At 72.5% G+C, this 13,267-nt stretch carries 12 protein-coding genes; 5 read left to right on the top strand and 7 right to left on the bottom strand.

Translation table 11 applies throughout. The features are described from left to right. Both eccCb and mycP read left to right on the top strand, forming a co-directional pair. The coding region (gene eccCb / locus QWU11_RS39050; RefSeq protein WP_290119589.1) for a type VII secretion protein EccCb at positions 1 to 2,147 on the top strand (2,147 nt) is incomplete at its 5' end. Next, on the top strand, positions 2,144 to 3,340 hold the full coding sequence (gene mycP / locus QWU11_RS39045; protein WP_290119588.1) for a type VII secretion-associated serine protease mycosin: 1,197 nt from the start codon (positions 2,144 to 2,146) through the stop codon (positions 3,338 to 3,340). The genes eccCb and mycP, both read left to right, overlap by 4 nt. Before the next feature lie 30 nt (positions 3,341 to 3,370). Here the strand turns inward: mycP and QWU11_RS39040 are convergent, their stop codons facing one another. From QWU11_RS39040 to QWU11_RS39015, 6 genes are all read right to left on the bottom strand, one after another. Continuing rightward, on the bottom strand, positions 3,371 to 4,138 hold the full coding sequence (locus tag QWU11_RS39040; RefSeq protein WP_290119587.1) for a SigB/SigF/SigG family RNA polymerase sigma factor: 768 nt from the start codon (positions 4,136 to 4,138) through the stop codon (positions 3,371 to 3,373). An 82-nt stretch (positions 4,139 to 4,220) separates the two neighbouring features. After that, positions 4,221 to 6,011 carry a thiamine pyrophosphate-requiring protein gene (locus QWU11_RS39035; protein WP_290119586.1) on the bottom strand — a complete coding sequence of 597 codons (1,791 nt, stop codon included), beginning with the start codon at positions 6,009 to 6,011 and terminating at the stop codon, positions 4,221 to 4,223. Between the two features lie 63 nt (positions 6,012 to 6,074). Next, positions 6,075 to 6,425 (bottom strand): STAS domain-containing protein, encoded by a 351-nt coding sequence (locus QWU11_RS39030; RefSeq protein ID WP_290119585.1) that lies wholly within the window; start codon positions 6,423 to 6,425, stop codon positions 6,075 to 6,077. A 297-nt stretch (positions 6,426 to 6,722) separates the two neighbouring features. Further along, a complete protein-coding gene (locus QWU11_RS39025) occupies positions 6,723 to 7,520 on the bottom strand; it encodes an SDR family NAD(P)-dependent oxidoreductase (RefSeq protein WP_290119584.1) in 798 nt (265 codons plus the stop codon). Between the two features lie 110 nt (positions 7,521 to 7,630). After that, the gene (locus QWU11_RS39020; protein ID WP_290119583.1) at positions 7,631 to 8,686 is read right to left on the bottom strand and encodes an aldo/keto reductase; all 1,056 of its coding nucleotides are present in this window, start codon (positions 8,684 to 8,686) and stop codon (positions 7,631 to 7,633) included. 15 nt (positions 8,687 to 8,701) lie between these two features. Beyond that, positions 8,702 to 9,616, bottom strand: coding sequence for a zinc-binding dehydrogenase (locus tag QWU11_RS39015; RefSeq protein WP_290119582.1), 915 nt, complete (start codon positions 9,614 to 9,616; stop codon positions 8,702 to 8,704). Between the two features lie 108 nt (positions 9,617 to 9,724). On the opposite strand from QWU11_RS39015, the gene QWU11_RS39010 reads away from it, so the two are divergent. Continuing rightward, positions 9,725 to 10,294, top strand: coding sequence for a TetR/AcrR family transcriptional regulator (locus QWU11_RS39010; protein ID WP_290119581.1), 570 nt, complete (start codon positions 9,725 to 9,727; stop codon positions 10,292 to 10,294). Between the two features lie 76 nt (positions 10,295 to 10,370). Next, on the top strand, positions 10,371 to 11,360 hold the full coding sequence (locus tag QWU11_RS39005; protein ID WP_290119580.1) for an LLM class flavin-dependent oxidoreductase: 990 nt from the start codon (positions 10,371 to 10,373) through the stop codon (positions 11,358 to 11,360). Here the strand turns inward: QWU11_RS39005 and QWU11_RS39000 are convergent. Continuing rightward, positions 11,357 to 12,487 (bottom strand): NAD(P)/FAD-dependent oxidoreductase, encoded by a 1,131-nt coding sequence (locus tag QWU11_RS39000; RefSeq protein ID WP_290119579.1) that lies wholly within the window; start codon positions 12,485 to 12,487, stop codon positions 11,357 to 11,359. The two genes, QWU11_RS39005 and QWU11_RS39000, sit on opposite strands and share 4 nt — an antisense overlap. Positions 12,488 to 12,582: 95 nt before the next feature. Here QWU11_RS39000 and QWU11_RS38995 point away from each other — a divergent pair, with 95 nt between their 5' ends. Further along, positions 12,583 to 13,266, top strand: a complete 684-nt coding sequence (locus tag QWU11_RS38995) for a TetR family transcriptional regulator (protein WP_290119578.1) — start codon at positions 12,583 to 12,585, stop codon at positions 13,264 to 13,266. Position 13,267: the final 1 nt, after the last annotated feature.

The following is a 13,267-nucleotide window of genomic DNA, read 5'->3' as shown; positions in this document are numbered from 1 at the left end:
GCCGCTCACTCGGCGTCCACCTCCTCCTCGCCTCACAACGCATCGACGACGGCCGCATGCACAAACTCGAAAGCCACCTGTCCTACCGCATCGGGCTACGCACCTTCTCCGCCATGGAAAGCCGGTCCGTGATCGGCGTACCCGACGCCTACCAACTCCCCAACGCCCCCGGCAACGGCTACATGCGCTCCGACGTCGCCACCCTCATGCGGTTCAAGGCCGCGTACGTCTCCGGGCGCTACCGGCGGCGCACCGCCCAGCAACGCCAGAAGGAGATCAGCCGCCAGGTGGTCCCCTTCAACGCCGCGAAGGTGGAGGCACCGGCGATCACGCCCGGACCCGAATCCGTACCGCACGCCGCCGGCGCGTCGGAGGAGGAGCAGGTCGACACGCTGCTGCAGATCGCCGTCGCCCGGCTGCGCGACGCCGGCCCGCCGGCCCACCAGGTCTGGCTTCCCCCGCTGTCGGACCCGCCCACGCTGGACCAGATCCTGCCCCCGCTCGTCCCCGACCCCGTGTTCGGCCTGTCCCCGGCCACCTGGCCCGGACGCGGCGGCCTGGTCGTGCCGGTCGCGGTCGTCGACAAGCCCTTCGAACAGGTGCGTGACCTGATGATGGTCGACCTGTCCGGCGTCGGCGGCCACGTCGGCATCGCCGGCGCGTCCCAATCCGGCAAGAGCACGCTCCTGCGCACGCTGATCGCCGCGATCGCGATCACCCACACGCCGGCCGAGACACAGTTCTACTGTCTGGACTTCGGGGGTGGCACGCTGTCCACCCTGAGCGGGTTCCCGCACGTCGGGGGCGTGGCCGGGCGTATGGACCGCGAGCGGGTCAGCCGGACGATCGCCGAGGTCCAGACCGTCCTCGCCGAGCGCGAGCGCCTGTTCGCCGCACACGAGATCGAGAACATGGCCGCCTACCGCGCGCTGCGCCGTGACGGCCACTTCGGCGACGACCCGCACGGCGACGTCTTCCTCGTCGTCGACGGCTGGGCCTCGCTCCGTTCCGACTACGAGGAGCACGACGCGCCGATCCGGCAGCTCGCCGCCCGCGGGCTGACGTACGGCATCCACCTCATGCTCGCCTCCGCCCGCTGGTCGGACATGCCCAGCGCCCTGCGCGACCAGCTCGGCACCCGGCTGGAGCTCCGGCTCGGCGACTCCATCGACTCCATGATCGACATGCGCGCCGCCGCGCGGGTCCCCCGCGCCGCCGGCAGCGGGCTCACCCTGGACAAGATGCACTTCCTGGCCGCGATCCCCCGCGTCGACGGCCGGTCGCGTACCGAGGACCTCGCGAACGCCACCCGGGCGCTGGCCGAAAGCGTCGCGGACGGCTGGGACGGGCCGGCCGCGCCGCCCGTACGCATGCTGCCCGCCGTACTGCCCGCCGACCGGCTCCCCGCGCCAGAGGGCCGGATGCGGGTCGCGCTCGGCTGGGGCGAGACGGACCTCGCACCCGTCTGGCACGACTTCGACACCCAGCCGCACCTGACCGTGCTCGGCGACACCGGCAGCGGCAAGACCGGGGTGCTCCGCCTGATCGCCGACGCGATCCCACGTGCGTACGCGCCGGGCGAGGCCCAGGTCCTCATCGTCGACAGCCGCCGCGCCCTGCTGGAGGCACTGCCGGAGGAGTACCGTCTCGGCTTCGCGTTCTCCTCCTCGGCCGCGGCGGAACAGGTCGAGACGCTGGCGACACGACTCCGGGCGCGGATGCCCGGTGCCGGCATCACCCCGGCGCAACTCGCGCGCCGTGACTGGTGGACCGGCCCCGAGGTGTTCGTCCTCGTCGACGACTACGACCTGCTCACCGGGCCGATGGGCGGGCCGCTCAACCCGCTCATCGACCTGCTTCCACAGGCCGGCGACATCGGGCTGCACGTCGTACTCGCACGCAGCGCCGCCGGATCCTCCCGCCTGTCCATGGAGGCGGTCGTACGCCGGCTGCAGGAGACCAACACCCCCGATCTGGCCCTGTCCTGCCCGCCGAACGAGATGCCGCTGCTCAACGGCATGCGCCCCCGGCAGTTCCCGCCCGGCCGCGGCCTCGTCGTGACCCGCCGCAGCGCCGTCCAGCTGCAGGTCGGATGGCTCGCGCCGAGCTGGTCCGACGACCCGGCTCCGGGCGGAGGCCCCCGATGACCGCCGGCCGTCTCGCGGCGCTGCTGACCGGAACCGCGCTGAGCGGATTCCCGCTCCTCGTCACGGCGGACCCGGCTCAGGCGGCGGGCTGCGCCGCTCCCGCCACCAGGGTCGTACGCGACGTTCCCTGGGCGCAACTGCTGCTCGGGCCGCAGCGCGCCTGGGTCCTGACCCGCGGCGGAGGCACCGTCGTCGCGGTGGTCGACACCGGTGTGAGCGCGGCGTCCCCGGCGTTGGCCGGGGCCGTGTACGCCGGGCGCGACGTGACGGACAACTCCCGCGCGGACGGCGACTGCTCCGGCCACGGCACGTTCGTCGCCGGCCTCATCGCCGCTCGGCCCGTCGCCGGAAGCGGGTTCGCCGGGATCGCGCCCGCGGCACGCATTCTGCCAATCCGCGTCGCGACGGACCAGAACCAGGTCGACCCGGCCAAGCTGGCGTCGGGCATCCGGGTGGCGGTCGACGCCGGCGCCCGCGTCGTGACCGTCGCCGTCGGCACGACCGCCGACACTGCGGCCCTGCGCCGCGCGGTCGCGTACGCGGGCTCCCACGACGCGCTCGTCGTCGCCTCCACGGACGCGGCCGGTCTGTCCTCCGACGGCCCGGTCTATCCCGCCGCGCTGCCGGGCGTGGTGGCCGTCGCGTCGGTCGGCCCGAACGCCAAGGTCGCCACCAAGCCGGGCCTCGCGCCGGCCCTCGCCGCGCCGGGCTCGAACCTGCTGAGCATCGCCCCGCGCGGTTCGGGCAACGTCACCGCGTCCGGGAGCGGGGTGGCCGCGGCCTTCGTGGCCGGGGCGGCGGCGCTGGTGCGCGACTACCGGCCCAAACTGACGGCCGCGCAGGTGCGGCAGCGGCTGGAGACCACCGCGGACCACCCGACCGGGCGGCTTCCGGACCCGTCGCTCGGCTATGGGATCGTCGATCCGGTCGCGGCCGTGGCGACCGTGCTGCCGGAGGAGTCGGGCGAGACGGCACCGGGTGCCCAGGCACGGCCGGTGACGATCGTCCTTCCCCCGCCCTCTGACCGGCGTCCCGCGTACACCGCGCTCACCGCCTCGGGCGCGGTGGTGGGCTGCGCCGGGCTGGCCGGTCTCCTGCTCGCCGCGGTCCGCCGGGGCCGGCGTCGCGGCTGGCGTCCCGGCACGCCGGACGGCGCGGAGGCCGAGGGGAGTCTCACCGCCGGCCGCCCTTGAGGGGTGTCGACGCCGCGGGCCGGCCTGGCCTCACTCGTCTCGGAGGAGCTGGGTCCTGAGGCGGGCCAGGCTGCGGCCGATGAGGCGGGAGACGTGCATCTGGGACAGGCCCATCAGCTCGGCGATCTCGGTCTGCGTCCTGTTGCCGAAGAAGCGGTGCAGCAGGATCGTGCGTTCCCGCTCCGGCAGCTTCTCCAGCAGCGGGCGCAGGGCGTTGCGGTCGACGACCATCTCGATCGCGGCGTCCTCGTCTCCGATCAGCGACCCGAGCGACTCCCCCTCTTCCTCCTCGGTGGCGGGCGCGTCGAGCGACACGGGGCGATAGGCGTCCGCCGCGCCGATCACCTCGATGGCCTCCTCCTCGGAGACGCCGAGAAGCTCGGCGACCTCGGGCACGGTCGGGGCGCGGCCGTGGTCCCGTACGAAGTCCTGCCGGGCGGTCCGCAGCGACAGCCGCAGCTCCTGCAGCGGGCGGGGCATCCGCATGCTCCACGTACGGTCGCGGAAATGGCGCTTGACCTCGCCGGTCATCGTCGGCATCGCGTACGCCACGAACGTGTGGCCGACCCGAGGGTCGTAACGGTTCATCGCCTTGACCAGACCGAGCATGGCGGCCTGCTCGATGTCCTCCTGCGGCTCGCCGTGACGTGCGTAGCGGCCGGCGACGTAGCGTACGAGCGGGGTATGGATCCGGACCAGCTCCGAGCGGATGTCCTCCCATCGCGGATCGTCCGGCTTCAGCAGGGCCAGTTCTTCGAGCAGTTCCTCGGCCCGGCCTTCGTCATGGCTCACCGTCATGCCGGCCCCCCGGCATCGTTCGTCGCGCGCACGAAAAGCCGCGCTGCCCTCGCGATGCGGCTTCAAACAAGGAGACGCCGGCTCAGTCCCGCGACGGAAGGAACTCCTGGACCTTGGTCTTGACGCCCTCCTTCAGGATCCCCCAGCGGTTCTCGTCTCCGTGCAGCACCGCCGTGGCCGCGTCCTTCATCTGCTCGAAAGTCGCGTGCGGGGGGATGGGGGGTACGTCGGGGTCGCAGCGGACGTCGAGCAGGGTCGGCCGGCCCTCGGCCAGCGCCTGGTCCCAGGCCGGGCCGACCTGCTCGGGCCGGTCCACCGTGATGGCGCCCAGGCCCAGGCTCGCGGCGAACGCCGCGTAGTCGACCTCCGGCAGGGTCTGTGACTGGGTGAACTTCGGGGCGCCCCCCATCGCGCGCATCTCCCAGGTGACCTGGTTGAGGTCGTTGTTGTGAATGACGGCGACGACGAACCGCGGGTCGGACCACTCCCGCCAGTAGTGGCTGATCGTGATGAGCTCGGCGAGACCGTTCATCTGCATGGCGCCGTCGCCGGCGAAGACGATGACCGGCCGCTCGGGATTGCCGAACTTGGCTCCGATGCCGTACGGCACGCCGGGGCCCATCGTGGCCAGGGTGCCCGACAGCGAGCCGCGTACGTCGCCGTGGAACCTCAGGTCGCGGGCATACCAGTTGGCGGCCGAGCCGGAGTCGGCGGTGACGATGGCGTCCCCGGGCAGGCGCGTGGACAGCTCCCAGAACAAGCGCATCGGGTTGATGGGGTCCGCCTCGACCATGGCCTCCTTCTCCATGGTCTGCCACCAGCGATCCACGTTGGACTCGATGCCCTCACGCCAGGACCGGTCCTCCTTGCGCCGCAGGTGCGGGATGAGGGCCGCGAGCGTCGTGGCCGCGTCACCGACGAGGTTGACCTCGTACGGGTAGCGCATCCCGATGAGCCTGCCGTCGATCTCGATCTGGACGGCGCGCGCCTGGCCGAAGTCCGGGAGGAACTGGCTGTAGGGGAAGTTCGACCCGACCGTCAGGAGCGTGTCGCACTCGCTCATCATCTCGTAGCTGGGCCGGGTGCCGAGAAGGCCGATGGAGCCGGTGACGTAGGGCAGGTCGTCGGAGAGCACGTCCTTGCCGAGCAGCGCCTTGGCGACTCCGGCGCCGAGCAGGTCCGCGACCCGCGTCAGCTCCGCCCGCGCGCCGCGGGCGCCCTGCCCGGCCAGGATGGCGACCTTCTCACCGCTGTTGAGCACCTCCGCGGCGCGCCGGATCGCCTCGCCGTCGGCGACGGGCGCGGGCCAGTCGACGCCGATGGAGGAGGGCACCATCTTGAACGCGTGGGTCGGCGGCGAGTACTCCAGCTCCTGGACGTCGGCGGGGATGATGATCGCGGTCGGCGCGTGCTCGGCCATCGCCGTACGGATCGCCCGGTCCAGGACGTTGGGCAGCTGCTCGGGGACCGTGACCATCTGCACGTACTCACTGGCCACGTCCTTGAACAGGCTGAGCAGATCGACTTCCTGCTGGTAGGAGCCGCCGATCGCGCTGCGGTCCGTCTGGCCGACGATCGCGACCACCGGCACGTGGTCGAGCTTGGCGTCGTACAGGCCGTTGAGCAGGTGGATCGCGCCGGGCCCGGAGGTGGCGGCGCAGACGCCGACCCGGCCGGTGAACTTGGCGTAGCCGACCGCCTCGAACGCCGACATCTCCTCGTGGCGGGACTGGATGAACCGCGGCCGGTCGTCGGCGCGTCCCCACGCGGCCAGCAGCCCGTTGATCCCGTCTCCGGGGTAGCCGAAGACCTTCTCCACTCCCCAGCCGCGCAGGCGTTCCAGGACGTGGTCGGCGACTGTTGTGGAAGCCATCGGTCTCTCCTTCAAAGGTGGTCTTCGGCGTACGGAGGCGCCGCCCTGGATCGGTCGTCCTGCTCAGCCTCGGCGCAGAGCCGCGAGCGCGGTCTCGGTGTCGGCGTACAGCGGGAGTACCCGGCTCAGCTGGGTGATCTCGATGACCTTGCGGGTCTGTATGGAGGGGGCGGCCGCGGCCAGCGCGCCCTGGAGGGGGCGGAGCCGCCGGACCACGCCGACGAGGACGCCCAAGCCGATGGAGTCGATGAAGTCGACTTGGCCCATCTGCAGCACGAGCCGGCGGTAACCCTCATCGATCAGATGGACGATCGGGTCGCGCAGCTTCGGTGCGGTGGCGACGTCCAGTGATCCGCGAAGAGTCATGATCACGATGTCGTCCTCGGTCACCGTGAAATCGGTATGGAAATCCATCCCAGCTCCCAAACGCCTTCATTTGACTACGGGCGGTGACGACACTCGGCCGGACGTGTCCAACCGGTCGAGGAATGACCCTCTTCCCCCGAGAACGGAACCGAATCACCTTCGGGGCGTAGAAGCACTCACGGCACCGGCTCAACGGCGCCGGAGCGGGGGCGAGGGACTCCTGGCGTACCGCGGACCTGCACGCCACTCCGGGCCGCGTGCGGCCCGGCCGTCTCCGAGACCGCCGCCACGGGCGAGAGCGCCCGCGGGCGCGGCGTTACTCGACGGCCGACGTACGCGCCGGTCTCACTCCTTCGCCGAGCCGGGCTCGGTCAGGCCGGCCCGCAGCTTCGCCTTGGCCTTCTCGGGCATGACCTTCGCCGCGGCGGACTGGACCTTGTTCTTCAGAGATCCGGCGACCACGTGGTCCTTGCCGGCCATCAGCGCCTGGAACCCCTGCCGGGCGACCTCCGCGGGGTCGTCCTTGTTCTCCATGGCGCCGAGCCTGGTGTCCTCCATCCCGGCGCGCTCGAAGAAGGCGGTGTCCGTCGGGCCGGGCAGCAACGCCGTGACCCGGACCCCGGTCTCCCGCAACTCGTGGCGTACGGCCTCGGAGAAGGAGTAGAGGAACGCCTTCGAGGCGGCGTACGTCGCGTGGTACGGGCCGGGTGCCGTCGCCGTGATCGAGGAGGTGAACAGCACGCGGCCTCCGCCGCGTTCGATCATCAGCGGGAGGACGAGCCGGGTTAGGTGCACCGCCGAGGTGACGTTGAGACCGACGAGCCGGAGCTCCGCCGCCAGGTCGTTGTCCGGGAACCTCCCGGCGACGCCCACGCCCGCGTTGACGGCGAGCACGTCCGGCGTACGTCCGGCGCGGATGACGTCGAAGAGCTCCTCGACCCCGTCGAAGGTGGCCAGGTCCGTACGGACGGCCGTCACGGCTGATCCCCGGGCCTCCAGGTCCTGCGCCGCCTCGGCGATCCCGTCGTCCTCGGCCACGACCAGCAGGTCGAAGCCGTTCCGCGCGAACTCGTTCGCGAGTTCGCGCCCGATCCCGCTGGAGGCGCCGGTCACGACCGCCAGCGGGCTGATGTGCTCAGTCATGTTCGTCCTCTCAGCGGGACTTGTCGGACATGCCGAGCGCGTACCCGGCGACACCGCGCCCATGCGGGCACCGAGGTGTGAAGCGTGTTCGACGGGTAGGTGGCCGCCGCTCAGGCGACGGGCACGGCCGGGGCGCGGAAGCGCGCGGCGTCGCCGCCGAGGACGACCGGGCGTGAGGCGGCCAACACGTCGTGCGGCTGGCCCAGGGGTACGCGGCTGACCTCGTCGAGGCGATCGTACTGCTCGGCGTCCAGCCGTACGCCGAGAGCGCTGATGTAGTCCTCCAGCTGCGGCAGGGTGCGCGGCCCGATCACGGGGACGAGTGGCGTCACGGCGCGCGCGGCGTGCTCGCGGATCCACGCGACGGCGATGTGCGCGGGCTTGGCGCCGGTCTCCTTCGCGACGGCCAGCACGGCGTCGACCACGGCGGTCTTCTGCCGGCCGTCCTCGGTGTGGACGACGCGCCCCCAGTCGGTCAGCCGCCCCTCGCTGCCGGCGCGGTACTTGCCGGTGAGCAGTCCGCCGCCCAGCGGTGACCACAGGGCCCCGCCGAGGCCGAGGGCCTCGGCCATCGGCAGGATCTCCCGGTCCGCGGTGCGCTCCGCCAGGCTGTACTCGAACTGAACCCCGACGACGGGCGCCAGGCCACGCAGTTCGGCGACCGTGACGGCGCGGGCGGTGCGCCAGGCGGGGAAGTTGGACAGCCCCGCGTAGAGGATCTTGCCCTGGCGCGTGAGGTCGTCCAGGCCGCGGACGATCTCCTCCGTCGGGGTGACGGTGTCGGGAAGGTGCACCCACAGCAGATCGACGTGGTCGGTCCGCAGCCGCCGGAGGCTGTCCTCGACGCCCCGTACCATGTTCGCGCGGCTGTTGCCGGTGCCCATGACACCCGCCTCGCCGCCGACCCCGTAGGCGAACTTCGTGGCCAGCGTGAATCGTGACCGCCGCCCGGTCAGCAGCTCGCCGAGAATCTCCTCGGACTGGCCGGCCTGGTAGCTCTCGGCGGTGTCGATGAAGGTGCCGCCGGCGTCGGCGAAGCGGTCGAGGATGCGGCGGGCCTCGGCCGGCTCGGTGCCCGCGGCGGCGCGGGTGCCGAAGGTGGCCGTACCGAGTGCCACCTCGGAGACCCGAAGGCCCGTGGTACGGCCGAAAGTCGTGTACTGCATGACGTTCTCCCTGTGTCAGTTCGTGAGCACCCAACGGCCACGGTGACCGCCGGCGCGGAAGGCGCGGTAGGCGTGCGCGGCCTTGTCCAGGGGCACGGTGCCGGCCCGGCGCGGTTCCAGAACCCCCTGCGCGGTCAGCGCGAGCATCTCCCGCAGGAGGATGCCGTCGGGGACCACCACCGCCGAGGAGACGGAGATGCCGCGTTCGGAGGCGGGTTCGAGACCGGGGAAGACCCCCGCGTACGCTCCGTTGTCGCGGACCGCCCGCAGTGCCGCCTCGTTCAGCAGGGCGGTGTCCAGCACCGCGTCGAAGCCGCTCTCCCCGTCCAGGGTGGTGCACGTCTTCTCGGCTCCGGCCCTGGTCAGGAAGGTGTGGTCCGTCGCGCGGGCGAGTCCGGTGACCTGCCAGCCGGCGCGTGCGGCGAGCGCCACCGCGTGACCGCCGACCCCGCCCGCGGCGCCGGTCACCAGCAGTCGCCTGCCCTGGGCGGGGCCGAGCAGGGCGAGCAGTTGCGCGGCGGTCAGCGAGTTGAGCGGGACCGTGGCCGCGTCCAGCAGGTCGACCCCGTCCGGGACCGGCGCCGCGTCGGCGGCCGGGACGATCACGTACTCGGCGGCCGCTCCGGCGGCGGAGTACGGAGCGTGCGGGAAGGTGAGCGCCGCGACCGGCGTGCCGACCGTGAGGCCGCGGACACCGGGGCCCACGGCGTCGACGACGCCCGCCACGTCCAGCCCCAGGCCGAGGCGTGGCGCGGGACCGCCCGCCCCCGCCTCGCCGCGCGCGTTGTCGATGATGTGGAGATCGGCCGCATTGACGGCGGCCCCGGCCATTCTGATGCGGATCTGCCCCGCCGCGGGCCGCGGATCGGGCAGGGCGGTGAGTTCCACCTCATCGTCTGTCTCGGAACGAGCGGTGATAATGGCGCGCATGTGACTCCCTCTTTGGATACGCTGGTCAGCACGTACGGAGCACCGCTCCGCCGTCGTTGTCGAAGACTACGGAGCACTGCTCCGTCGGTCAAACCCGAGGAGAGACACGTGGCCGGCACGTCCCGCGCCGACGTACAGCGCAACCGAGAACGGCTGCTGGCCTCGGCCCGCGACGCGTTCGCCACCGACGGGACCGACGCGTCCCTGCGCGACATCGCCCGCCGGGCGGGCGTCGGCATCGGCACGCTCTACCGGCACTTCCCCACGCGCGAGGCCCTTCTCGAGGCAATCCTCGACGGCGACTTCGAGACGTTGCGCGAGCGCGCCGACCTGCTCCACGACTCGTCGGCCCACACGCCCCACGGCGCCCTGCTGACCTGGCTGAACGAACTGGCCGCGGGTGCCCACACCTACGAGGGCCTGCCGCACTCGATCATGACGGCGCTGGCCGACGAGAGCTCCGGGCTCCACGCCTCCTGCGCCGCCATGCGCGCCGCAGGCGAGCGGCTGCTCGAACGCGCGCAGGAGGCCGGGCAGGTACGGGCCGACGTCACCGTCTACGAGGTGATCGCGATCGCCATCGGCCTGGTCTGGGCGGCGCAGCAGCCGGGCGGGCCGTCCGACCTCCTGGAACGCCTGCTCTCCACGGCGATGTACGGTCTGGCCGCGCACGGATAGCGACCGCGGCCCCCTCCCCACGGGACCGCACAAAAGCGATCATGGACCGGTAGCCGACACCTGAAGGCGGTTCGTGATGTTCGTCATGCGGTTCGACATGCAGGCGCCGGGCAGGACGGCCGGCGAGGTCGCCGATCTCTACCATGCAGCGGTGGAGATGGCGGCCTGGGCCGAGGGCAAGGGGTGCGCCTCGATCGTCGTCTCCGAACACCACAGCTCGGAGAACGGCTATCTCCCCTCCCCCATGATGCTGGCCGCGTCGATCGCCGCCGTGACGACCACGACGCCGATCATCGTCGCCGCGGCGATCCTGCCGCTGTACGACCCGGTGCGCCTGGCCGAGGACATGATCGTTCTCGACCACCTCAGCCGTGGCCGCGTGACGCACACACTGGGGATCGGCTACCGGCCCGTCGAGTACGAGCAGTTCGGCGTCGACTTCCACCGGCGCGGCGCGATCGCGGACGAGAAACTGGCGACGCTGCTGGACCGCCTCCGTACGGCCTCGGCGGCGGAGGCCATGCCCCGCGCCACACCGGCGCCCGTCACACCGGGCGGCCCGAGCCTGTTCTGGGGCGGCGGCTCGCTGGCGGCCGCACGCCGCGCCGGCCGCAACGGCCTGGGGTTCTTCGCCAACACCGACGCGCCCGAGCTCCAGGCCGCGTACGAGGCGGCGGCGCGGGAGAACGGCCACGAGCCCGGCCCGTGCATGCTGACGCCCTCCGACATCCCCACCTCGGTGTTCGTGAACCCCGACGTCGAGGAGGGCTGGCGGGAGGTCGGAGCCGCGCTGTTGTCCGACGCGACCACCTACGCGGACTGGAACGCGCCGATGGGGGCGCGCGACACCATCGCGAGCCTGTCCCAGGGACGCACCATCGAGGCACTGCGCGCCGAGAACGGATCCCACCGCGTGGTGACCATTCCGGAGGCCGTGCGGCTCACGCGCACGTTCGGCGCCCTGCCGATCCAGCCGTTGTGCGGCGGCCTCGCCCCGGACGTCGCCTGGCGCTACCTGCGCCGTGTCGCCGACGACCTCATGCCGGCGCTCGAGGACGGACGTTAGAGCCGCTCGGCGCCGGCGAGGGCGTCGGCCATGCCGTAGGGCGCGTTCTCGCCGAAGAGGAGTTCGTGGAGTTCGGTGCCGTCGATGGCGGCCTCGGCGCTGCGGGAGAACATGGCCCGCTCGTAGGCGGTGAGCGCCGCCTCGGCATCGTCGGGACGAGCGGCGAGGGCCTCACCGAGTGAGGCGCCGTCCAGCATGGCCAGGTTGGCGCCTTCGCCGTTCGGGGCCGAGAGGTGGGCGGCGTCGCCGAGCAGGGTCACGCCCGGCACCCGCTCCCACCGGTGGTCGACGGGCAGGGAGTGGAGAGGCCGCAGGACCGGCGCGGTGTCGCTGTCGGTGATCAGCGCGGTGAGCTCCGGCGCCCAGCCGTCGAACTCGCGGGCGATGCGGACGGCGGCCGTGGCCGGGTCGGTGAAGTCGATGGCGGCGAACCAGTCCTGGGACTCGGACAGCGCCACGTAGGTGTGCAGCGTCCCACCGCTCTCCCGGTGGGCCTGGATGCCCTTGCCCGGCGCGAGCGCGAACAGCGATCCGCCGCCGACCACCTTCGCGCCGGCGGGGTGCCGGGTGTCGGCGTCGTAGAGGTAGGTCTCGACGAACGACCTGCCGATGTACTCGGGTGCGGCGCCGGACAGCAGCGGCCGTACCCGTGACCACGCGCCGTCCGCGCCGACCAGCAGGGCCGTGGTGACGGTGGCGCCGTCGGCGAAGGTCACCTCGTGGCGGCCGCCGCCGAGCGTACGGACGCCGGTCACCTTGTGGCCCCACCGGACGGTGCCGGCCGGGAGCGAGTCGAGCAGCATTTGCCGCAGCGCGCCGCGCTGGACCTCCGGGCGCCCGGCCGTGCCGTCATCGGGCTGGTCGAGCAGGACGGTCCCGTCCCGGTCGAGGACCCGTATCGCCTGGCGGCCCTCCAGGATGAGGCCGCGGAACTCCTCGAACAGGCCCGCCGCCCGCAGCGCCGGCTGGCCGTTGTCCTCGTGGATGTCGAGCATCCCGCCCTGCGAGCGCGCCGCCGGCGAGGCCTCCGCCTCATAGACGGTCGCCGGGACTCCGTTGACGTGCAGGACGCGGGCGAGCGTCAACCCGCCCAGCCCGGCGCCGATGATCGTGACCGATGTGTTCATGGTGACTCCCGTGGTACGGCCGGACACAGCTTTATTGGAACGACGTTCCAGAGATAATATGGAGCAACGTTCCATAATGTGTCAAACTTGCGGGCATGCCACGGACACGAGGAAGAGCGCCCTCAGGAGGGCGCGCCGGCGCCCTCTCGCAGGAGGTCGTCGTCGGCGCGGCCGTCGCGCTGCTGGACGAGCACGGCGAACGAGGACTCACCTTCCGGCTGCTGGCCGAACGCCTCGACACCGGCCCGGGAGCCCTCTACTGGCACGTGGCGAACAAGGACGAACTCATCGCCCTGGCCGCCGACCACGTGCTCGGCCAGGCCCTCGCCGCCGGCCCCGGACCCGGCGGGCTGCGCGCGCTCGCGACAGCGGTCTTCGACACCCTCGACCGGCACCCGTGGGCGGCCTCCCACGTCACCGCGCCCGCCACGCTGCCCAACACGCTGCGCCTGCTGGACCGCATCGGCACGCTCGTCGCCCGGACCGGGGCGCCCGCCGGGCGGCACTTCGCGCTCGCCACCGCGATCTTCTACTACGTCACCGGGGTCAGCGCCCAGATCATCGCCCCGGGCCTGACCGTCGACGCGGCCACCGGCCGCGACGCCTACCTCGCCCAGGCCGCCGAGCACTGGGAGGGGCTCGACCCCGCCGGCTACCCCTTCCTGACGCGCGCCGCCTCGGACCTGCGCGACCACGACGACCGCGACCAGTTCGTCATCGGCCTCGACCTGCTCCTGGCCGGCCTGGACACGGCCGGAGACCCCTGGCCGCGCACCTGAG

The organism is Actinomadura sp. DC4, from assembly GCF_030406325.1.
Lineage (GTDB): Bacteria > Actinomycetota > Actinomycetes > Streptosporangiales > Streptosporangiaceae > Actinoallomurus.
Note: the sequence above shows the minus strand (reverse complement) of the source record. Positions and strands in the feature narration are given on the sequence as shown.

Excerpts from the sequence above, each read along its gene's own strand:
- QWU11_RS39035 (WP_290119586.1), bottom strand. The coding sequence starts at position 6,011 with ATGGCTTCCACAACAGTCGCCGACCACGTCCTGGAACGCCTGCGCGGC.
- QWU11_RS39025 (WP_290119584.1), bottom strand. The coding sequence starts at position 7,520 with ATGACTGAGCACATCAGCCCGCTGGCGGTCGTGACCGGCGCCTCCAGC.
- QWU11_RS39030 (WP_290119585.1), bottom strand. The coding sequence starts at position 6,425 with ATGGATTTCCATACCGATTTCACGGTGACCGAGGACGACATCGTGATC.
- QWU11_RS39020 (WP_290119583.1), bottom strand. The coding sequence starts at position 8,686 with ATGCAGTACACGACTTTCGGCCGTACCACGGGCCTTCGGGTCTCCGAG.
- mycP (WP_290119588.1), top strand. The coding sequence starts at position 2,144 with ATGACCGCCGGCCGTCTCGCGGCGCTGCTGACCGGAACCGCGCTGAGC.
- QWU11_RS39040 (WP_290119587.1), bottom strand. The coding sequence starts at position 4,138 with ATGACGGTGAGCCATGACGAAGGCCGGGCCGAGGAACTGCTCGAAGAA.
- QWU11_RS39015 (WP_290119582.1), bottom strand. The coding sequence starts at position 9,616 with ATGCGCGCCATTATCACCGCTCGTTCCGAGACAGACGATGAGGTGGAA.
- QWU11_RS38995 (WP_290119578.1), top strand. The coding sequence starts at position 12,583 with ATGCCACGGACACGAGGAAGAGCGCCCTCAGGAGGGCGCGCCGGCGCC.
- QWU11_RS39000 (WP_290119579.1), bottom strand. The coding sequence starts at position 12,487 with ATGAACACATCGGTCACGATCATCGGCGCCGGGCTGGGCGGGTTGACG.
- QWU11_RS39005 (WP_290119580.1), top strand. The coding sequence starts at position 10,371 with ATGTTCGTCATGCGGTTCGACATGCAGGCGCCGGGCAGGACGGCCGGC.